Source organism: Streptococcus pseudopneumoniae (assembly GCF_001073085.1).
GTDB classification, from domain to species: domain Bacteria; phylum Bacillota; class Bacilli; order Lactobacillales; family Streptococcaceae; genus Streptococcus; species Streptococcus pseudopneumoniae_M.
Genome location: NZ_JVFV01000016.1, coordinates 25,153 through 47,299, shown reverse-complemented (window position 1 = coordinate 47,299; position 22,147 = coordinate 25,153). Strand labels below are relative to the sequence as shown.

Annotated in this window: 17 protein-coding genes; 3 read left to right on the top strand and 14 right to left on the bottom strand. The window is 40.4% G+C overall.

Translation table 11 applies throughout. From position 1 onward, the window contains the following. From ADH90_RS03460 to ADH90_RS11545, 9 genes are all read right to left on the bottom strand, one after another. Positions 1-1,725 (bottom strand): ABC transporter ATP-binding protein, encoded by a 1,725-nt coding sequence (locus ADH90_RS03460; RefSeq protein ID WP_049529978.1) that lies wholly within the window; start codon positions 1,723-1,725, stop codon positions 1-3. A 49-nt stretch (positions 1,726-1,774) separates the two neighbouring features. After that, a complete protein-coding gene (gene msrB, locus ADH90_RS03455) occupies positions 1,775-2,713 on the bottom strand; it encodes a peptide-methionine (R)-S-oxide reductase MsrB (protein ID WP_049529977.1) in 939 nt (312 codons plus the stop codon). A gap of 123 nt (positions 2,714-2,836) precedes the next feature. Next, on the bottom strand, positions 2,837-3,706 hold the full coding sequence (thrB, locus tag ADH90_RS03450) for a homoserine kinase (RefSeq protein ID WP_049529976.1): 870 nt from the start codon (positions 3,704-3,706) through the stop codon (positions 2,837-2,839). A gap of 1 nt (position 3,707) precedes the next feature. Further along, on the bottom strand, positions 3,708-4,994 hold the full coding sequence (locus tag ADH90_RS03445) for a homoserine dehydrogenase (protein WP_049529975.1): 1,287 nt from the start codon (positions 4,992-4,994) through the stop codon (positions 3,708-3,710). A 137-nt stretch (positions 4,995-5,131) separates the two neighbouring features. Continuing rightward, complete coding sequence (gene yaaA, locus ADH90_RS03440) at positions 5,132-5,854, bottom strand: peroxide stress protein YaaA (protein ID WP_049529974.1); 723 nt, start codon at positions 5,852-5,854, stop codon at positions 5,132-5,134. Between the two features lie 45 nt (positions 5,855-5,899). Next, positions 5,900-6,310 (bottom strand): peptide deformylase, encoded by a 411-nt coding sequence (locus ADH90_RS03435; protein ID WP_049529973.1) that lies wholly within the window; start codon positions 6,308-6,310, stop codon positions 5,900-5,902. A gap of 108 nt (positions 6,311-6,418) precedes the next feature. Then, the gene (locus ADH90_RS03430; protein ID WP_049529972.1) at positions 6,419-9,103 is read right to left on the bottom strand and encodes a cation-translocating P-type ATPase; all 2,685 of its coding nucleotides are present in this window, start codon (positions 9,101-9,103) and stop codon (positions 6,419-6,421) included. A gap of 189 nt (positions 9,104-9,292) precedes the next feature. Further along, positions 9,293-10,261 (bottom strand): glycosyltransferase family 2 protein, encoded by a 969-nt coding sequence (locus ADH90_RS03425; protein ID WP_049529971.1) that lies wholly within the window; start codon positions 10,259-10,261, stop codon positions 9,293-9,295. A 1-nt stretch (position 10,262) separates the two neighbouring features. Then, positions 10,263-11,693: a hypothetical protein gene (locus tag ADH90_RS11545; RefSeq protein WP_239681979.1), complete on the bottom strand. Its 1,431-nt coding sequence runs from the start codon at positions 11,691-11,693 to the stop codon at positions 10,263-10,265. 158 nt (positions 11,694-11,851) lie between these two features. Here ADH90_RS11545 and ADH90_RS03415 point away from each other — a divergent pair, with 158 nt between their 5' ends. Continuing rightward, a complete protein-coding gene (locus ADH90_RS03415; RefSeq protein WP_049529970.1) occupies positions 11,852-13,042 on the top strand; it encodes a cation diffusion facilitator family transporter in 1,191 nt (396 codons plus the stop codon). 42 nt (positions 13,043-13,084) lie between these two features. Here ADH90_RS03415 and scrK read toward each other — a convergent pair whose 3' ends face one another. Then, positions 13,085-13,972: a fructokinase ScrK gene (scrK, locus tag ADH90_RS03410; RefSeq protein WP_049529969.1), complete on the bottom strand. Its 888-nt coding sequence runs from the start codon at positions 13,970-13,972 to the stop codon at positions 13,085-13,087. Positions 13,973-14,279: 307 nt separating this feature from the next. Next, on the bottom strand, positions 14,280-16,163 hold the full coding sequence (locus tag ADH90_RS03400; RefSeq protein WP_049529968.1) for a sucrose-specific PTS transporter subunit IIBC: 1,884 nt from the start codon (positions 16,161-16,163) through the stop codon (positions 14,280-14,282). Positions 16,164-16,523: 360 nt separating this feature from the next. Here ADH90_RS03400 and ADH90_RS03395 point away from each other — a divergent pair, with 360 nt between their 5' ends. After that, positions 16,524-17,978 (top strand): sucrose-6-phosphate hydrolase, encoded by a 1,455-nt coding sequence (locus tag ADH90_RS03395; protein WP_049529967.1) that lies wholly within the window; start codon positions 16,524-16,526, stop codon positions 17,976-17,978. Beyond that, complete coding sequence (locus ADH90_RS03390; protein WP_049529966.1) at positions 17,959-18,924, top strand: LacI family DNA-binding transcriptional regulator; 966 nt, start codon at positions 17,959-17,961, stop codon at positions 18,922-18,924. Before ADH90_RS03395 ends, ADH90_RS03390 begins: the two co-directional genes overlap by 20 nt. Positions 18,925-19,074: 150 nt before the next feature. On the opposite strand, the gene ADH90_RS03380 is transcribed toward ADH90_RS03390, so the two are convergent. The 3 genes from ADH90_RS03380 to ADH90_RS03370 all read right to left on the bottom strand — a co-directional run bounded on the left by ADH90_RS03380 (position 19,075) and on the right by ADH90_RS03370 (position 22,147). Next, positions 19,075-20,349 (bottom strand): hydroxymethylglutaryl-CoA reductase, degradative, encoded by a 1,275-nt coding sequence (locus ADH90_RS03380; RefSeq protein WP_049529965.1) that lies wholly within the window; start codon positions 20,347-20,349, stop codon positions 19,075-19,077. Continuing rightward, the gene (locus ADH90_RS03375) at positions 20,349-21,521 is read right to left on the bottom strand and encodes a hydroxymethylglutaryl-CoA synthase (protein WP_049529964.1); all 1,173 of its coding nucleotides are present in this window, start codon (positions 21,519-21,521) and stop codon (positions 20,349-20,351) included. The genes ADH90_RS03380 and ADH90_RS03375 overlap by 1 nt, the downstream gene beginning before the upstream one ends. Positions 21,522-21,697: 176 nt before the next feature. Next, positions 21,698-22,147: a threonine/serine exporter family protein gene (locus ADH90_RS03370; protein ID WP_045763178.1), complete on the bottom strand. Its 450-nt coding sequence runs from the start codon at positions 22,145-22,147 to the stop codon at positions 21,698-21,700.

Below are 22,147 nucleotides of genomic sequence, written 5' to 3'. Positions count from 1 at the left end.
CTAGTCCTCCTTTCCATGTTGGGATGCATTGATCTCACGATAGACTTGACTAGTCTTCATCAAATCTTCATGATTTCCAAGTGCTAATTGTTGACCCTTCTCTAAAAGAAGAATCTGATCTGCAATCTTCAAGGTAGAAGTCCGTTGGGAAATCAGGATTAAACTGGTGTTGGGCAAGTTTTCCTGAATGGCCTTTAAAAGATTGGACTCGGTAATGGTATCAAGGGCTGAAGTCGCATCGTCCAGGATGAGAAAAGGAGCTTGGCGCAAAACTGCTCGGGCAATCGACAAGCGTTGCTTTTGACCACCTGAGAAATTTCGGCCTCCTGCTTGGACTTCTGCGTCCAAGAGCCCTTCTTTTTCACTGACAAAATCCTTGGCCTGGGCAATTTCCAAAGCCTGCCAGAGTTCTTGGTCAGAGATTGTCTCTTCCATACCCAAAGTCAAGTTGGAACGGATAGTTCCCTTAAAGAGTTCAACCTTTTGAGGGACATAGGCCATCCAGGATCGCCACTCAGAAAGATTTCGAGGGCTACGCCCATCATGATAAAGGGTTACAGTGCCACTATCTAGTTGGTAGAGCCCAAGTAATACCTGAACCAAGGATGACTTACCAGAACCTGTCCCACCGATGATCCCAAGAATTTGCCCTTCTTTCATTCCAAAAGAAATATCCCTTAGAGAAGGTTGAGCTGCATCTGGATAGGTAAATGTCAAGTGACTGACTTGTAAAACTTGGGCACCAGACACTCTTCCTGCCTGCATCTCAGAAAGAACATCTTCAGGTTCTTCTGCGAAAACTTCCTCAATCCGCTTGGCAGAAATATAAGACTGGTTGAGCGAATTAATGAGCATGGCCAGTTTGATTAACTCTACCAAGATTTGCAGGAGATAGTTAATCAGGGCAATCAAAGCACCTTGACTGAGCCAACCTCCCTGGATAGAAATATAACCATTCCAGATAATCACCAGCAAAGTTCCGTTGACAATCAAATAGGTCAAGGGGGTCAAGAGACTGGACCAGTAGCCTGTTTTCATTTGGATAGCCGTATAGACTTGATTAAGTACTTGGAAGTTCTCGATTTCTCGTTTTTCTTGGCCAAAGGCACGAATCACGCGCATCCCTTGTATCTGTTGGCGTGTTTCCTGAACCAGCTGGTCTGTTTTCTTTCTCAAAATACTATAGAGAGGATTGACCAAGCGTGATAACACGACAATGACAAAGGACAAAATGGCAACCATTACCAAAAACCATAAGGTCAATTCAGGCGAGAGACGATAAGCCATAAAAATGGCACCAAAAACAATAATAGGAGCCCTTAAAAATAAGCGTAAAAATTGATTAATCCCTGTCTGAATCTGATAGGTATCTGAAGTCAAACGCGTCACCAAACTCGAAGTCGTTAAACGGTCTCTACTATCCTTGGGCAAGGAAAGAATATGACGATAGAGGTCATTGGTCAACTCCTTGGCAAATCCTACTGCTGCCTTGGCTGAGTAAAACTGAGCAACTAAGGCTACCAAAACTCCGATAACCGCAAAAACAAAGAGGAAACCCATTTGCATCCAGAGGTGACCCTGATCTTTTTTGGGGATAGATTGGTCGACAATCCCAGCTATCACCATGGGAACCAAGAGTTCAAAAACGGCTTCTAGCAACTTAAACAAGGGCGCTAGGAAAGACTCCTTGAGGTAGGGTTTAAAGTAAGAAAGTAATTGTTTCATATGTCCCTTCTATTTTCAAAATGAAGAAGGTGGAAAACCACCATCTTTTTTATTTGTTCAAATATGGAAGTAGGTAGCCATAACCAGCCTCTTCCATTTCATCCTTAGCAATGAATCGTAAAGAGGCAGAATTGATACAGTAGCGTAAACCACCTAGTTCCTGAGGTCCATCGGTAAAGACATGACCCAAGTGGGCATTACCCGAACGTGACCGAACTTCGATACGTTCCATACCATGACTCAAGTCCTGGTAGTAATGAATGAGTTCCTTGGAAATAGGACGGCTAAAACTTGGCCAACCACAGCCTGAGGCAAACTTATCCTTGGCAAAGAAGAGGGGCTCACCAGTCGTGATATCGACATAAATTCCTTCCTCAAAAGTTTGGTCATAAGCATTGCTAAAAGGAACTTCCGTCGCTGCCTCTTGGGTAACTCTATAAGACTCTTCTGACAAACTTTCTCGCAAAACTGCCTGACTAGGCTTTTCGTAGTTAGCAGCGTCTATGAGTGGCTTCTCTGCATCTCTCACATCAATGTGGCAATAGCCACCAAGATTTTTCTTGAGGTAGTCTTGGTGATAGTCTTCAGCTAAGATATAGTGGCGAAGCTTCTCCACTTCCACTGCAATTTTACGACCGATGAGGAGTTCTTGTTCGCGAACTACTGTATTGATAGTCGGTAAATCCTCTTCATCTAGGTAATAAATCCCTGTGCGGTATTGACGACCACGGTCATTCCCTTGTTGGTTGACAGAAAGAGGATCAATGACTCGGAAATAATAGAGTAAAATCTCACGGAGCGAGACCACCTTTTCGTCGTAGACGACTTGCACAGTCTCTGCGTGATCTGTTTCTTTGATCAGTTGATAATTGGTGGTTTCTACCTGACCATTAGCATAACCAACACTTGTTTGCAACACTCCAGAAATACGGGAAAAGTATTCCTCTAAACCCCAAAAGCAACCACCTGCTAAATATATTTCTGCCATTTCAAATCCTCCTTGACCGTCTGTCGGTCGACAAAACTGGAAATCATTTCATATCCCATGTTTCATTTTCAAAAAAAGGACAGGAAGCCTCTAATAGAGAGTTTCCCCATCCTATTGTTCTGTTTATTTTGCTTCGACGCGAACGCCTTGTGTATCTACTTGCAAATCATGAAGCTTGCCTTTGAAAGGTTGCTTTTCAAGTTCAGCCTTAATCTTAGGCATCTTGTCAGGATCAGCCAAGACCATAACAGTTGGACCAGCACCAGACAAGTAGGTCGCATAAGCACCATTTCTCTTAGCAACTTTCTTGATGGTCGCAAATTCTCTCACCAGTTCTTGACGGTAACGCTCATGGAAAAGGTCACTCTCAATAGCCTGGCCTGCTTTGACCATATCTCCAGTCAGTAGGGCTGCAATAGCCACATTGGCGATAGAACTTGCTGCAACAGCTTCTTTATAAGAAAGCTTCTTAGGCAAGACACCACGACTATCTCGAGTACGCAATTCATAGTTTGGAATATAAGCTAGGAAAGCACACTCTGGGAAAGACGCTACAACAGCAGAAACCTGACCTTCGACTGAGCTTGCTATGACCAGATTTCCATAGATAGCAGGTGCAACATTATCAGGATGCCCTTCAATCTTAGTCGCCAATTGTAATTTTTCATGTTTGCTTAGCTTCAAGTTTCCGAGTTGATTTGCCAGTTCAATCCCAGCAACGATGACCGAGCTCGATGAACCAAGTCCACGCGCAAGTGGAATATCACTGATCATTTTCAGGCGTCTAGGTTGTAAGTCTGGAACAATTTGTAAAGCAATCTTCAGCAAAAGATTACGCTCGTCACGTGGAATCCATTTGCCTAGTTGATGCTCAATCATCCATTCTTCACGTTCCTCACAAACCTGAATTTCTAGATACTTAGTTACAGCTACACCAACAGAGTCAAAGCCAGGACCCATATTGGCACTTGTAGCAGGTACAATAATCTTCATCTTAGTCTCCTAAAACCTTGAAGGTGTTGAGAAGTTCAAACTCGGCTACCGCCTTCAAAGCGTCTGTAATATTTTCAAGCTGTGCCTTGTTAATCTTATGGGTAATGATGACAATACGAGCTTTGCCTTCTTGCTTACCATCTTGAAGGATTTGCTTGAAGGAGATATCTTCCGCATTAAAGAGCTCAGCCAATTTCAAGATCTGACCTTTTGAATCTGGAGCCAAGATTGAGAAATAGTAGTTGGCTTTGACATCTTCTGGCTGAGCCAAAACAAGGTCACGATGGTATTCGTTAAAGGCTTTGCCAATGGTGCCGTCATTCAAACGACGAACGATACGGGCAATATCAGCTACAACGCTTGTTGCAGTTGGTTTTTGACCTGCACCTGGTCCATAGTACATAGACTCTCCGATACCGATAGATTCCACAAAGACCGCATTCATAACACCGTTAACACTTGCGAGTGGATGAGTTTTAGGAAGGAAGGTTGGAGTAACCTCGGCAGCGATTCCAGAAGGTGTTTCTTCGATAGAACCTACTAATTTAACCACGTACCCAAGTTCTTGGGCAACTGCCACATCTTCTGGAGTGATATTGCGGATTCCTTGATGGGCAACATCTTCAAATTTGACATTCATCCCAAATGCAAACTGGCTAAGGATAACCATCTTGTAGGCTGCATCAATCCCGTCAACGTCATTGGTAGGGTCGCTTTCAGCAAAACCAAGTCGTTGGGCTTCTGCCAAAGCATCTTCATAAGACCAGCCTTCTTCTACCATTTTGGTCATCATAAAGTTAGATGTTCCATTGACAACACCAAGAACACGAGTGATTTTGTCTGATGCTAGTGAGTTAACCAAGGTACGAAGGATTGGAATTCCTCCCGCAACAGCTGCTTCATAGTAAAGAGCAACATTATGAGCTTTAGCAATCTCAAGCAATTCTGCACCATGAACAGCCAAAAGGTCCTTGTTGGCTGTCACGACATGTTTCCCTGCTTCTAAAGCACGAGTGATAAATGTTTTAGCAGGTTCGATACGTCCCATCAACTCAACAACAATCGTGATATCTTTGTCTGACAAGATTTCGTCAATATTTGTTACAAAATTAAAATCATTTCCTGCTTCAAGCAAGCGTACTTTCTCTTCATCGTCTTTGACCAAAACCTTGGCGACTTCAATTTCTGAATGTGCTGCTTGAACGATTTTTTCTCTATTTTCCTTTAGCAAGAATGGCACACCACTGGCTACTGTACCAAATCCAAGTAAAGCAATCTTAACTGACATGTTTGTCTCCTCGAAATTTTCTAATAGTCCTATTATACCAAAATTGTGTGAAAATTCCTACCATTCAAAACTAAAAATAGGAGCATCAAATCACAAAAAAACTGCCCCGATAGATTCATGGGCAGGCTTTATGTTTGTTATTTTACAAAAGACAATTCCTTGCTAGTAGACAGGTCTTCTCGATAGTGGAAACCTGCAAAGCTGAGTTTTTTAATCTTTTCAACCGAAGTGACCTGATTTTCCATCAAGGCTGTTAAGAAAGCACCCCTAGCTTTCTTTGAAATGGTTGAGTGGACTTTAAGTTTTCCATCTCTGTCTTCCATAAACTTAAAGGTCACCATTTGCTCGCGAACCTCTTTAGGGAAGACAGTTTCAAATTCCGAAGACAAGAGTGAAAAGATTAGTTCTTCACCCTTCACCGACTCTTCATAAGCTGCCTGCCAGTGACTTTTCAGGCTTTCCCCAGCAACTTTAAGCTTCATCAAAAAGTCCAGCCTGTGAGGCGCAATCGGTTCAAAGGCTGGAATCACACCATAGAGAGCTGAAGTTATCATGAGGTGTTTCTCCAGATAGGTTTGCTCCTCCTTGGTGAGATTGTCCCGTTTGATGTTGCGATACATGAGTCCATCAAAGAGGTGCAAGGCTGGATAGTTTGTCGCAGTTTCATTTTTCAAGGCCTGGATATGGTCATACTCCTCTTGCGCTTTTTCGGCAGATATTTTGTAAAAACTCTCCAGCTCTTGGGCAGAATATGTTGCCAATTCAACCAGCACTGCCTGACTTTCAGGACGCAAAGGATTTGCTTCAAAACTAGGAACATTTGTATTCATTTCTTTTGCAGTTGGGATTAGAATTTTCATAGTCTTAGTGTAGCATATTTTTTTAAGACTACCAAGGATTTGAGCCTAAATAATACGACCTTCTAAATGATCCAATTCATGCTGACAAATCTGAGCAGGAAATCCTGTCAGGATAATGGTTTGCTCTTGCCAATGGATGTCTCTGTAGCTTACTGTAATTTTTTCATACCGAGTTGTTGGTCTCACTCCTGTCAAAGACAAACAACCTTCCCCTGTTTCGTATGACCCTTCAAAAGATTTGAGAACTGGATTAAACATAACCATGGGAATCATTCCGATATTAAAAATAATGACGCGTTTTTGTACCCCAATCATATTGGCCGCTAGTCCAACACAGGTTTCTCTTTTGGCTTGTAGAGTATCTTGCAAGTCCTTTGCCAGTGGTAAATCCTCCTGATTAGCAGGCTGGGATACCTGCGATAAAAACATCATATCTTTGACAATTTTCTTTTCCAACTACTCTTTCCTCCATCTTTCTCTCTACTTGATTATATCACAAAATCTTTGTCAGTTTATCTTATATAAAACCAAAAAAAGCCATCCGAAGATGACTTTTCATAGTGCTTAAATAGCGTTTTTATCTTTTCCGAGTGCTCGTTGGATTGCCTTAACAATCTCAACAAGGACCACAATCATAAGTGCTCCTACAGCAACCACTATCCATTGAGTCAAGCTCAAATGTGAAACGTGGAAGAGGCTGTTAAATCCTGGAACCAAAATTGTCACCATCAAGAGGACAAAGGCAACTGGGATTGACCAGTTAAAGGTCTTGTTCTTGAAGAGTCCAACCGTAAAGATTGATTGGTAAACAGACTTGACGTTAAAGGCATGGAGCAATTGGATCAAACCTAGAGTTGCAAAGGCCATAGTAAGGGCATCTGCGTGAATTTCAGTTTGAGCTTGATGTTCTGGGAAGAGAATTGCCCAACCGTAAACACCTAGAACGAGCATGGTTTGGAAGACACCTTGATAAAGGATAGCTCCGAATACACCACCGTCAAAGAAGTTAGATTTACGTCCACGAGGTTTGTGGGTCATAACCCCTGGCTCAGCTGGTTCCACACCAAGGGCGATGGCTGGAAGAGTATCTGTTACCAAGTTAATCCAGAGAAGGTGCACTGGTTGCAATACATCCCAACCAAAGAGGGTTGCAAAGAAAATGGTGAATACCTCAGCCATATTGGCAGACAAGAGGTATTGGATTGATTTTTGGATATTTGAGAAGACCTTACGTCCTTCTTCTACCGCTACGATAATGGTTGCAAAGTTGTCATCGGCAAGGACCATATCAGAAGCTCCCTTAGAAACCTCTGTACCAGTAATCCCCATACCGATACCGATATCAGCTGTCTTAAGTGATGGTGCGTCGTTGACTCCATCACCTGTCATGGCAACAACTTTACCTTCTTTTTGCCATGCTTTCACGATACGAACCTTGTGTTCAGGTGATACACGAGCGTAAACAGAGTATTGCTTGAAAACTTTTTGGAATTCTTCATCAGAGAGTTCGTTCAACTCAGCCCCTGTAAAGACATGGTCTTCTGTATCATTTGGATCGATGATTCCAAGACGCTTGGCAATGGCTTCAGCTGTATCTTGGTGGTCACCCGTGATCATGATTGGACGGATACCTGCTTCCTTAGCGACACGGACAGCTTCTGCAGCTTCTGGACGCTCAGGGTCAATCATGCCGACCAAACCTGAGAAGATGAGGTCAGACTCAACGATTTCAGATTCCAAGGTTGGAATTTCATTGCTTGTCTTATAAGCCATCATCAAGACACGAAGGGCTTGTTTAGCCAAATCTTTGTTGGTTGCAAGGATAGCTTGTTTGTCTTCTTCTGTGATTGGACGAACTTCCCCATTGACTTCAATACGAGTCACACGTTTGAGCAATTGGTCAGGGGCTCCCTTGACAGCGATAAAGTAAGTACCGTCTGCTTCCTTATGGATGGTAGACATGAGTTTACGTTCTGAGTCAAATGGCAATTCTGCTACACGTGGCTCATCCTTCAAAACTTCACGAACGTCAAAGTTGTGATCCAAACCAAACTGTACAAGGGCTGTCTCCGTTGGATCGCCAATCAATTTACCAGATGGGTCCACCTTTGTATCATTGGCAAAGTTCATGATGCGAAGCGTATTGTTATTCGCATTAATTTCAGCTGCAGAGCTTTGCAATTGACCGTTGGTGTAGACTTTTTCAACCGTCATTTGGTTCATGGTCAAGGTACCTGTTTTATCAGATGCGATGATTTCTGTTGAACCAAGTGTTTCAACGGCTGGCAATTTACGAACGATTGAATTACGTTTAGCTAGAGTTGTAGTTCCCAAAGAGAGAACGATGGTTACAATGGCAGGAAGACCTTCTGGAATTGCCGCAACCGCAAGAGCAACTGCAACCATCAAGCCTTCCAACGGATGTTCACCACGAACGAAGACACCAACCAAGAAAGTGATAATCGCAATCACAACGATTAAGTAAGTCAAGGCTTTAGATAATTGTTCCAAGCTTTGCTTCAATGGTGTTTCTGTCTCATCGGCATTGGCCAACATATCCGCAATCTTACCAACTTCAGTATACATACCAGTGTTGGTCACGACACCAATACCACGACCGTAAGTTACGTTTGAGTTTTGGTAACCCATATTGACACGATCACCGATACCAGCATCTGCTTCTACCACTTGAATAATATCTTTTTCAACTGGTACAGATTCACCAGTAAGAGCAGCTTCTTCGATTTTAAGAGACGCCGCTTCCAGCAAACGCATATCGGCAGGCACCACATCTCCAGCTTCTAGCAAGACGATGTCCCCAGGTACCAATTCTTTTGAGTCAATCTCAATAACACGACCATCACGACGAACACGGGCCATGGGGCTAGACATATTTTTCAGAGCTTCGATAGCCGCTTCTGCTTGACCTTCTTGGTAAACACCAAAGGCTGCATTCAAGACAACTACGGCCAAGATGATAATGGCATCTGTTAAACCGTCCATTCCTTCTGTAATTACAGAAAGTGCCGCTGCCGCTAGTAAGATGATGATCATCAAATCCTTAAATTGATCAAGGAATTTAGCTAGTAGGCTACGTTTTTCGCCCTCTTCTAACTCATTACGACCATAACTCGCTAAGCGTTCTTGAGCTTGAGCAGTTGACAAACCTTCAACAGATGAGTCCAAATTCTTTAGGACTTCCTCAGAAGATTGCGTGTAAAACAAGTCTTTATTTTGTTCTTTTGACAAAACAGTCTCCTCCTTTTTGGTCTCTTTTACAAAAAAAGAGACCTGTTTTTTAAAAAAACAAGTCTCGCTGTTTAATATAGTGCCGGAAATAATTCGGAATGACGACACTATCGCGGTTTCCCGCCAGCTACTCCCTTGAGTAGTTCTATTATATCAGAAATTCAAAAGTTTTCAAGTGCTGGGGTGGGGTTACTCATCACTCTCATCATAGGTACGATCACTGATAATATATCTTGGACGTTGCTTCGTTTCTAGATAGATTTTCCCAATATATTCACCAATTACACCAAGACTAATAAGTTGAACCCCGCCAAGTAAACTTACAATGGCGTAGGTACTAGCCCAACCGGCTACAACCGTTCCTGAAAACTTACTCCACAAAACCCAGATGATCAACAAAAAACTAAAGAGTGAAGTCATAACACCCAAGCTGGTAATCAAGCGTATGGGTTTAATCGATAGGCTCGTAATTCCGTCCATTGCTAGGCCAAACATTTTAGAAAGTGGATAGTGGCTCTCACCAGCAATCCGCTCATGGCGTTTATAAGTCACAAACGAATACTTAAATCCCACAAGAGGCATAATTCCACGAAGGAATAAGTTTACTTCTTTAAATTTAGCAAGTTCATGAATAAATCGTTTGGAGACTAAACGATAGTCCGCATGATTAAAAACAACATCCGCTCCAAATAGTTGCATCACTTTATAAAAACCTTCTGCGGTAATCCGCTTAAATGCTGAATCCGTATCTCGATTATCCCGAACGCCGTAAACAATTTCTGAACCATCTTTATATTCTGCAACCATTTGATCCATGCAGTTGATATCATCTTGACCATCCGCATCAATCGTAATCACGATATCCGCAAATTCTGCAGCTTCGTACATCCCAGCAAGAACACTACTTTGATGACCACGGTTTCGACTTTGAGAAATACCTACAACAAATGGATTCGATGAAGCATATTCTTGGATAAGTTCCCAAGTTTTATCCTTACTGCCATCATTTACGTACATGACCTTGCTATTTGGATGAACCTCTTGATTTTTTACCAATTCCTCAATTTTCCCAACAAACATCGGATTGGTATGAGGCAACACTTGCTCTTCGTTATAACACGGAATAACGATATATAAAATCGGATTATTTCTAGTCATCTCAACTTCCTATTCTTCTATAAATCATAGATGTTTCAATCTGTTTTTCTAACTTATAATTACTACGTACATATTCTTTTATAAAAGAATCTGTCAATTTTCCGTAATCCCATTCAGTATCAAATACAATATAAAGTGGAGGATTTTCAGTAATAGAATTTTTGAAATCTTCGATTAATATTTGATCATTAGTTACTGCTGGAATAAAGAAAAATTTAGTACTAGATAACCGTTCGCTATATAAATAGATTGTCCCATTTTGTCGATGAGTATAAATTCTATCTTCCGCTTGAGAATTACTTTTTATATAGCTTGCAACACTTTGTTGTAAATAAGATGTATTTCTATCTCTTGTTTTTATGTTTTCCCTTACGTAATTAATGTTCGCTATATATACTATACATAAACCTAATAATAATAATGTAAATTTCTTTACAGTAAAATTTTTAAATAAATTAAACATATAAGAAATATACGGTACTAGGAATGGAATAATTACAAGAATATAATGTCCATAACTACGTTTCGAAATAAGTGCTAATGTCAAACAAAACAAGAAAGCAACATGGTATAGAATCGATTTATATTTATACTTGTTCCATAATAGAAAAGATGATAAAAGAATTATTAAATTTAAACTTAATGAATTAGACTGAGATAAATACCATTTAAATATTTCTTTCATCGATCCATTATTAGATTCTGTAGTGTATATAAAATTAACCCCTATCGATTGATATAACATATCAACAAAAATACCTTTATAAATTAAATAAAGAAATAGAGGAATTGTAAAAATTAACACTCCAGTAAAAAAGTTAATTAATGTATCAATTAATTCTTTATATTTTTTCAAGGTAACATAATGAACAATTATATAAAGGCCAAAAATAAGCCAAATCCCAATCATATTTGCTTTCGTAAAAAATACAATTGCAAAAGATAAACCAGCTAATATAATCTCATAATTTTTGATGTTATTTTTAATGAAAAATTTTAAAAACACATACAAAGAGTATGAAATTAAAGGAAGAATATACCCTTCTAAACTCCAACCACCATCAAAAAAATGTTCATATACCAAAAAAAGTAAGAATAACACTAATATCGATTGTTTATTTCCTGTAAACAATTTAGAAGTCAGAAAACTAATTACAAAAAATAAAAAAGTACAAAACAAATACAGAAATTTTATGCCTAATGAACCACTAATAAAATAACCTAGATAGTTCACGATAAAAATCACGGGACCTTTATGATCAAATAAATTAGCATACATAAGGTCTCCGCGATTCATTGCATATCCAAAGTATTCAAAAATACTAGCATCAGAAAAGGGAATACCTTTTTTCACGCTTGTAACCATAGATAACCAAACTAAAACAGTAAAAAATAATGATGCAAACCCAATAAGTAAATTATTTTTTTTCATTTTATTCTCCCATATTTATCCTATATAATTTTATCATTTTTCCTAAAAAAAAAAAGCATTTTCTGATTTGTATCCCCTTTATAACGACCCCTCCATTTGAATTTTCTATGGAAAACCAGTATAATGATAGAATATAAAAATTCTAGGAAGAGAGTTAGATGAACCAATCAGTTTCAAATTTGAAATTAGCTGAGCGTGGTGCTATTATTAGCATCTTGACCTACCTTTTCTTGTCAGCAGCTAAGTTAGCAGCAGGTCACCTCCTTCACTCGTCCAGTTTGGTGGCGGATGGTTTTAACAACGTTTCAGATATCGTTGGAAATGTAGCCCTTCTCATCGGGATTCGTTTGGCTCGCCAACCGGCAGATAGAGATCATCGCTTCGGTCACTGGAAAATCGAGGACTTGGCAAGTCTCATCACTTCCATCATCATGTTTTACGTTGGATTTGATGTTCTACGGGATACCATCCAAAAAATACTCAGCCGAGAACAAACGGTCATTGACCCACTTGGTGCGACTCTGGGAGTCATCTCTGCTATCATCATGTTCGCCGTTTATCTCTACAATACCCATCTGAGTAAGCAAGCTAAATCAAAGGCTCTCAAGGCAGCCGCTAAGGATAATTTATCAGATGCGGTAACATCTCTTGGAACTTCTATTGCTATCCTGGCTAGCAGCTTCAACTATCCAATCGTGGATAAGTTAGTCGCGATTATCATTACCTTCTTTATCCTTAAAACAGCTTATGACATTTTTATCGAGTCATCCTTCAGCCTTTCTGATGGTTTTGACGAACACTTGCTAGAAGATTATCAAAAAGCTATCATGGAAATTCCTAAGATTAGCAAGGTTAAATCACAACGCGGTCGTACCTACGGAAGCAATATTTATCTGGATATCACACTTGAGATGAACCCAGACCTGTCTGTTTTTGAAAGTCACGAAATTGCAGACCAAGTCGAATCCATGTTATCAGAACGATTTGGTGTCTTTGATACAGACATTCATATCGAACCAGCACCAATCCCTGAGGATGAAATCCTAGATAATGTATATAAAAAATTGCTCATGAGAGAGCAACTGATTGACCAAGGAAATCAACTGGAAGAATTACTTGCAGAAGACTTCGTTTATATCCGCCAGGACGGACAAGAACTTGACAAGGGAGCCTATAAGGCTGAAAAAGAACTAACCTCTGCTATCAAGGAGCTTCATTTAACTTCTATCAGTCAAAAGACTAAACTCATCCGCTACCAAGTCGGTGATACCATTCATACCAGCATCTGGCGTCGCCACGAAACTTGGCAAAATATTTTCCATCAGGAAACCAAAATAGAAAAAGACTAAAGCAAAACTCCCAACTTTCTCAGTTGGGAGTTTTTTATATTCTTATTTTGCAACGCTCTTAGCAAGAACGAAGTTTCCTAGTGTAGCTGAACCATTTCCAGCAACAGCTGGAGTCACGATATAGTCACGTACATCTGGAACTGGTAGGTAGCCGTTGAGCAAGGATGTGAATTTCTCACGTACACGGTCAAGCATATGTTGTTGAGCCATTACCCCACCACCAAAGACGATGACATCTGGACGGAAAGTTACAGTCGCATTCACTGCAGCTTGAGCAATGTAGTAGGCTTGAACATCCCAGACAGAGTTGTTGAGTTCAATGTTTTCCCCACGAACACCTGTACGAGCTTCAAGACTTGGTCCAGCTGCATAGCCTTCCAGACATCCCTTATGGAAAGGACAAACACCGTTGAATTCTTTTTCAATATCCATTGGGTGTCTAGCCACATAATAATGACCCATTTCAGGGTGTCCCACACCACCGATAAACTCACCACGTTGGATAACACCAGCTCCGATACCTGTACCGATTGTATAGTAAACTAAGTTTTCGATACGGCCACCAGCATTATTACGAGCAACTACCTCACCGTAGGCAGAACTGTTTACGTCTGTTGTGAAGTACATTGGCACGTTTAGAGCGCGACGAAGAGCACCAAGCAAATCAACATTGGCCCAGTGAGGTTTCGGTGTAGTTGTAATAAAACCATAAGTTTTTGAGTTTTTGTCGATATCAATTGGACCAAATGATCCAATCGCAAGTCCTGCAAGATTATCAAATTTTGAAAAGAACTCAATGGTTTTATCGATTGTTTCAATAGGTGTTGTTGTAGGAAATTGTACCTTTTCTACAACGTTATAATTTTCGTCTCCGACAGCACAGACAAATTTTGTACCGCCTGCTTCCAAACTTCCGTATAGTTTTGTCATGATTAACCTCTTGTATTTATTTTCTTTATTATAGCATATTTCCAGACTGAAAATTGCTCAATATTTTAGATTTTCCTCTGTAAATTTTACCATTTAAACAAAAACGAACAAACATGACATTTGTTCGTTTTTTGATCTATTAAATCGAAAGTAGTGTACTCAATGAAAATCAAAGAACAAACTAGGAATCGAGCTGCGGATTGCTCAAAGCACAGCTTTGAGGTTGTAGATAGAACTGACGAAGTCAGTAACACATACATACGGCAAAGCGAGTATGACGCAGTTTAAATTTGATTTTCGAAGAGTATTAAGCTTTAACTTCAATGACTGCATCCCCCTTAGCAACTGATCCAGAAGCAACTGGATTTACTGAAGTAAAGTCTGCAGTGTTTGTCACGATAACCATAGTTGTGTTGTCAAGGCCTGCAGCAGCAATCTTAGCTGAGTCAAATGTTCCAAGAACATCTCCAGCTTTAACCTTGTCACCTTGGGCAACTTTATGGTTGAAGCCTTCACCGTTCATTGAAACAGTGTCGATACCAACGTGAATCAAGATTTCAGCTCCGTTTGCTGTTTTCAAACCATAAGCATGCCCTGTTGGGAAGACGATTGTCACTTCAGCATCAGCTGGTGCATAGACAACATCTTGGCTAGGTTTCACAGCGATTCCTTGTCCCATAGCTCCACTTGAGAAAACTGGGTCATTAACGTCTGAAAGTGCAACAACATCACCAACGATTGGTGTTTGGATGACACCTTCGCTAGGAGCAACAATAGTACCAGTTACCGCTTCGTCAGCCAAACGTTCAGTTGTAGTTTCTGAAGCTACTTCTGCTTCATCTTCATAACCAAACATGTAAGTAAGAGCAAAACCAAGAGCAAATGATACAGCTACCATAAGAAGGTATTGTGCAAGTTGTCCGTTACCAATGTAAAGCATTGTACCTGGGATGATAGTGATACCATTACCAGTACCAGCAAGACCAAGGATAGATGCCAATCCACCACCGATAGCACCAGCGATCAATGAAAGGAAGAATGGTTTACGGAAACGCAAGTTAACCCCGAAGATAGCAGGCTCTGTAATACCAAGGAAGGCAGAAAGAGCAGCAGGGAAAGCAAGTGTTTTAAGTTTAGGATTTTTAGTTTTCACACCAACGGCTACTGTCGCAGCACCTTGAGCAGTCATGGCAGCTGTGATGATAGCGTTGAATGGGTTAGCATGGTCAGCAGCAAGTAATTGAACTTCAAGCAAGTTGAAGATGTGGTGAACACCTGATACGACGATCAATTGGTGAACTCCACCGATTAAGAAACCACCAAGTCCGAATGGCAAGTTAAGAATAGCTTTTGTTCCAATAAGGATATAGCTTTCAACAACATGGAATACTGGTCCGATAACAAACAAACCAAGAATTGACATGACCAAAAGTGTTACGAATGGTGTTACCAAGAGGTCAAGAACATCTGGAACAACTTTACGAACAGCTTTTTCAAATTTAGCTCCGACAACCCCGATAATGAAGGCTGGAAGAACAGAACCTTGCAAACCTACAACTGGGATAAATCCGAAGAACTGCATTGCAGTTACTTCACCACCAGATGCAACAGCCCAGGCATTTGGAAGTGAGCCAGATACGAGCATCATACCAAGAACGATACCAACGGCTGGATTTCCACCGAATACGCGGAATGTTGACCAAACAACTAATCCTGGCAAGATAATAAAGGCAGTGTCAGTCAAGATTTGAGTGTAAGTTGTCACATCTTCTGGAAGTGTCATTCCAAGAGCATTCAAGAGACCACGAACACCCATGAAGAGACCAGTTGCTACGATAACTGGAATGATTGGTACGAAGACGTCACCGAAAGTACGGATGGCACGTTGGAACCAATTTCCTTGTTTAGCAGCTTCTGCCTTCATCTCATCCTTAGATGATGTTGGCAAGCCAAGAGCTACGACTTCATCGTACATCTTGTTAACTGTACCTGTACCAAAGATAATTTGGTATTGACCTGAGTTAAAGAAAGCACCTTGAACTTTTTCCAAGTTCTCAATAGCATCTTTGTTAATCTTCGCTTCATCTTTAACCATAACACGAAGGCGAGTCGCACAGTGGGCTACACTGTTAACATTCTCACGTCCGCCCAAGGCTTCGATGACTTTTTTTGCAATTTCTGTATTCGTCATTTGCAAAAATCTCCTTATAAAATTTTTCTTGTTTGAAAGCGATTTTATCCGCCCTACGAATATTATTCTATCACGTTTTAAAAATATGTCAAGCGTTTTGCAGAAAAAAATTTGCTAATTTTTATTTTTTGATTGTTTTTGCTATTTTTTTCATCAATACAGCAATAAATACCCTATAAACTCAAGTTTTTTACTTTGAAATTTTCAAAAACTTTCATATTTTCATTATTTTTCATAAAATAGTGATTCTATATTCTGTCAAACGTTTGACATTTTTTTCGTTAATTTAGTGTAAAAGACTTGCTTTTTTATAAGGAAACGTTTACTATTAAGATAGTAGAATTTATGGAGGAAATAGAAATGGAATGGACTACTGAACGTCGTTACAGACGTTATGAAGATTGGACACAAGAAGAAAGAAAAGAAATCCAAGAAAAGATGGCACAATCCCCATGGCATGTCAGCTATCACATTGAGCCAAAGGAAGGTCTCCTCAACGATCCAAACGGTTTTTCTTATTTTGATGGTAAGTGGGTTATCTTTTACCAAAACTTCCCCTTTGGTGCAGCTCATGGCTTAAAATCTTGGGTTCAACTTGAAAGCGACGATTTGGTGCACTTTACTGAAACAGGTGTAAAAATCTTACCTGATACTCCACTTGATAGCCACGGTGCTTACTCTGGTTCTGCTATGCAGTTTGGTGATCAATTATTCCTCTTTTATACTGGAAATGTCCGTGATGACAATTGGGTACGCCACCCTTATCAGATCGGTGCCTTGATGGATAAGGATGGAAATATTAAAAAGATTGATAAAATCTTGATTGATCAGCCTGCTGATGCTACTGACCACTTCCGCGATCCACAGATTTTTAACTTTAAAGGGCAATACTACGCTATCGTTGGTGGTCAAGATTTGGACAAAAAAGGATTTGTCCGTCTCTATAAGGCTATCGAAAATGATTATACAAACTGGCAAGAAGTCGGAGACCTTGACTTCAACAATGACCGCACTGCTTATATGATGGAGTGCCCAAATCTAGTCTTTGTCGGAGAACAACCTGTCCTTCTTTACTGCCCACAAGGTTTGGATAAAAAGGTTCTTGAATACGACAATATCTATCCAAACATGTATAAAATCGGCACTTCCTTTGATCCAGAAAATGCTCGTATGGTTGATGTTTCTGAACTTCACAATCTTGATTATGGTTTTGAAGCCTATGCTACTCAAGCCTTTAACGCTCCTGATGGTCGTGCCCTGGCCGTCAGCTGGCTTGGTCTACCAGACGTTTCTTACCCATCTGACCGTTTTGACCATCAAGGAACCTTCTCATTAGTCAAAGAACTTACCATTAAAGATGGCAAACTCTATCAGTACCCTGTAGCAGCTATCCAGGACCTCCGAGCTTCAAAAGAGGAATTTTCAAATCGTTCTGAAACCAAAAACACCTACGAACTTGAACTTAACTTAGAAGCCGATAGTCAAAGTGAAATAGTCCTTCTTGCTGATAAAGATGGCAAAGGACTCTCTATCAGCTTTGACCTTATCAATGGTCAAGTTACTGTTGACCGCAGTCAAGCTGGAGAACAATATGCTCAAGAATTTGGAACTACTCGCTCTTGCTCAGTTACTAATCAAGCAACTACTGTCAATATCTTCATCGACAACTCAGTCTTTGAAATCTTTATCAATAAAGGAGAAAAAGTATTTTCTGGTCGTGTCTTCCCTCACGAAGATCAAAATGGAATCCTCATTAAATCTGGAAACCCAACCGGAACATACTACGAATTAGAATATGGTCGCAAAACTAACTGATGTCGCAGAACTAGCAGGCGTCAGCCCAACTACTGTCTCACGTGTTATTAATAAAAAAGGCTACCTGTCAGAAAAAACTATTCAAAAGGTTAAAGATGCTATGCGTGAGCTAGGCTATAAACCTAACAATCTGGCTCGCAGTCTTCAAGGAAAATCCGCCAAGTTAATTGGGCTAATTTTCCCAAAAATTAGCCATGTTTTCTACGCAGAGTTAATTGATAAATTAGAGCACGAACTATTCAAAAAAGGCTACAAGACAATCATCTGTAACAGTGAACACGATTCGGAAAAAGAACGTGAATATCTTGAAATGCTAGAAGCCAACCAAGTGGACGGTATTATCTCTGGTAGCCATAACTTAGGGATTGAAGACTACAATCGCGTAACGGCTCCTATCATCTCCTTTGACCGAAACTTGTCACCAGATATTCCTGTTGTTTCTTCTGATAACTATGCTGGCGGAGTCCTAGCCGCTCAGACCTTGGCTAAAACTGGAGCCAAGACTATCATCATGATTACGGGTAATGACAACTCCAATTCTCCAACTGGACTTCGTCATGCTGGTTTTGCTTCAATCTTACCCAAGGCTCCTATTATCAATGTTTCCAGTGACTTTTCACCCCTTCGTAAGGAAATGGAAATTAAAAATATCTTGACCAAACAAAAACCAGATGCGATTTTCGCCTCTGATGATTTGACTGCTATTTTGGTTATGAAGATTGCTCAGGAGCTTGGTCTCTCTGTTCCTGAACAACTTAAAGTTATCGGATATGACGGGACTTATTTCATTGAGAATTTCTACCCTCACCTCACTACCATTAAACAACCCTTGGAAGAAATTGCTCGCCTGACAGTTGATTTACTACTCCAAAAAATCGAGGGGAAAGAAGTTGCCACGACTGGTTATTTCTTACCAGTTAGTCTCTTACCAGGTAAAAGTATTTAATACTCTTCGAAAATCTCTTCAAACCACGTCAGCTTCCATCTACAACCTCAAAACAGTGTTTTGAGTAACCTGCGACTAGCTTCCTAGTTGGTTCATTGATTTTCATTGAGTATAAACAAAAAACTCAGACTAGTTTCGTCTGAGTTTTTCTTATGATCTTAATTTTTTCAAAAGAGTCTGTGCTTTTTCTAGATTAAAAGTTTTTTCTGCAATCAAGCTTTCTACCAACTTAGGCACTTCTGCCTCAGTCGCACCTGCTAAAAGCGCTAACGATTTTGCCTGAAGTTTCATGTGTCCATGCTGAATACCTGTACTGACCAAAGCCTTAAGGGCTGCAAAATTCTGTGCAAGACCAATCGAAACGATAATTTGAGCCAATTCTTTGGCAGATGGATGACCTAGCAACTCATGGCTGAGCACGACTCGAGGATTGAGACCAATTGATCCACCCTTGGTAGCAACCGGCATCGGCATGGTCATCTCTCCAATTAGCTCTTCTGTTTTCAAATCCATAGTCCAACGACTGAGACCTCGATAGGCGCCATCATGGCTCGCATAGGCATGCGCTCCCGCTTCAATAGCACGCCAATCATTTCCAGTAGCAATCAAGAGAGCATCAATCCCATTAAAGATACCCTTGTTATGAGTGGCTGCTCGATAAGGATCTGCTTGGGCAAACTGACTGGCTAAAACCATTTTTTCTGCTAGTTCACGTGCTTCATCCTTCTGGCGACTCAAATAACGAAAGGCAATCCGACAAGTTGCAGTTACTAGAGAATCTGTTGCGTAGTTGGATAGAATGCCCATTAAACTTTGCCCTTGACTTAGAGCCTCTAAGCTAGGTTTTAAAGCCTCAAGCATAGTATTGAGCATATTGGCTCCCATGGCTTCTTGAGTATCTACATAGAGATAAACCACTAAAAAGTCCGTCTCACCAGAAATTTTCTCAACTGTTAGCTCTCTGGCTCCACCACCACGTTTGACAATAGAGGGATAGGCTTGGTTTGCTTGTTCGAGCAACTCTGCTTTTTGACTCAGAATAGCCTCACAAGCTTTATCCCTATCTGAAACCTGATAAAGAGCTACCTGACCAATCATTTGGCGTTGATGAACCTGAGCAGTAAAACCACCCGCACGTTTGATAATCTTACTTGCAAAACTAGCTGCAGCAACGACGGATGGTTCTTCTGTTACATAAGGAACGGTGTACTCTTGACCGTTTACCAGTACTTCTGGAACTACTGAGTATGGGAGAGAAAAGGTCCCCACCACATTTTCACTCAATTGGTCCGCAACTGCTAGACTGAGATTTTCATTTTGCTCAAGACTTTCTTGGGCTTCAATAGAAGTAAGCGCCTGAGACTTAACTAGTTCTAGGCGCTCTTGAATTGATTTTTTAGCAAATCCATTCCAGTTTTTTTTCATTATTTTTCAACCTTGCTGTAGCGACGTTGGTGGTCTACAATCTCAACCAGAGCATAATCCTGCCCTTCATAGCCTGACATGGTTGCAGAACCTGACTCATCCAAGTTTGCTTCCTCAAAGAAGATTCGTTCATAATCAGCTACGCTCAATGCTTGACGCTGGTCTAGCAATTCTAAGCGATTTTTCTGCAATTGCTGTTCATAGCCTTCAACCAATTCTACACTAAAGAACTCAGATACAGCACCACTACCATAGCTGTAGAGGGCAATCTTATCCCCAGCTTTCAGACTATCAGAATTTTCAAGAAGAGACAAGAGTCCTAAAAAGAGTGAACCCGTATAGATATTTCCAACTTTTTGGCTATAAATAATAGATTCATCAAAGTGCTTTTGAAGTAAATCCTTTTTCTCTTGAGGTAGAGATTTATCAAGAATTTTTTTCAATCCCTTGAGAGCTAGTTTCGGATATGGCAAGTGGAAACAAATAGCCTCAAAATCATCCAAAGTACAGTCATAACGCTTTTGGTACTCTTCCCAAGTCGTTTTTAAGCTATCAAGATACTGTTGCGTTGAGTAGACTCCATTTACAAATGGTGTCGTGGAATAATTTGGACGCCAAAAGTCCATAATATCACGAGTCTGCGCAACATTATCGTTGTTGAAAGTCATGATACGTGGATTCTGACTAATCAGCATAGCGACACTACCTGCCCCCTGGGTCGGTTCACCTGGAGTTTCGATTCCATATCTTGCAATATCACTAGCAAGGACCAAAACCTTAGATTTTGGGGAATTTTCTACGTGTAGCTTAGCATAGTGAAGGGCCGCAGTTGCACCATAGCAAGCTTCTTTGATTTCAAAACTACGAGCAAAAGGTTGAATTCCAAGCAAACCGTGTACAAAAACCGCAGCAGCCTTACTTTGATCGACTCCAGATTCTGTCGCTACGATAACCATATCAATCTCTTGCTTCTCTTCTTCAGTCAGGATAGAACTTCCTGCACTGGCAGCCAAGGTCACAATATCCTCTGTTAAAGGAGCAATACTCAATTCTTTTAAAAGGAGTCCTTTACTCAATTTTTCAGGATCAATTCCTCGGGTTTCTGCTAAATCTTGTAATTTCAAAACGTATTGACTGGTCGCAAAACCAATCTTATCAATACCGATTGTCATATTTACCTCTATTTTTATCATTCATTGTAAAAAATCGTTCACCTCTATTTTATCACAATTGAGATCAAATGAGCGAAAAAAGACTTGATTCACCAAATCAAGTTCATTTTCAAAACCTTGTCTCATTTTTAGGCTAGTCCAACAAACAGAACTTTAGGGCTATAAAAAATCGAGTCTTAGCTAGCTCGATTCTTTTTGAGATAATGATACAATTTCAACAAAACTGTTCCACTGGCCATTCCAATGGAGATAACGAGAGCCAACATCATGACTAACATGGCACTAGAAATGGCATGACTGTAGTCACCTGTAACGAAGAAGGAAGTGGTTCGATAGGACAGATAACCTGGTACTAGTGGTGCCAATATTGCCAGAGCAAAAACAACTGCTGGTGTCTTATAGAGGATACTCATAATTTGGCTGACACAAGAACCAATCACAGCAGCAATAAAGGTTGCCAAAATGACATTGGTTGGTTCCTTAAGTATTAGATAGAGTAGCCAGATAGACATCCCTAAAACTCCACCAGGAATCAGCATGGAACGCTGGACATTTAAAACGATTAAAAACGTGATAATGGCAAGCAAACTTGCCAGAGCTTGCAATAAAAATGTTGTTAGTGTCAT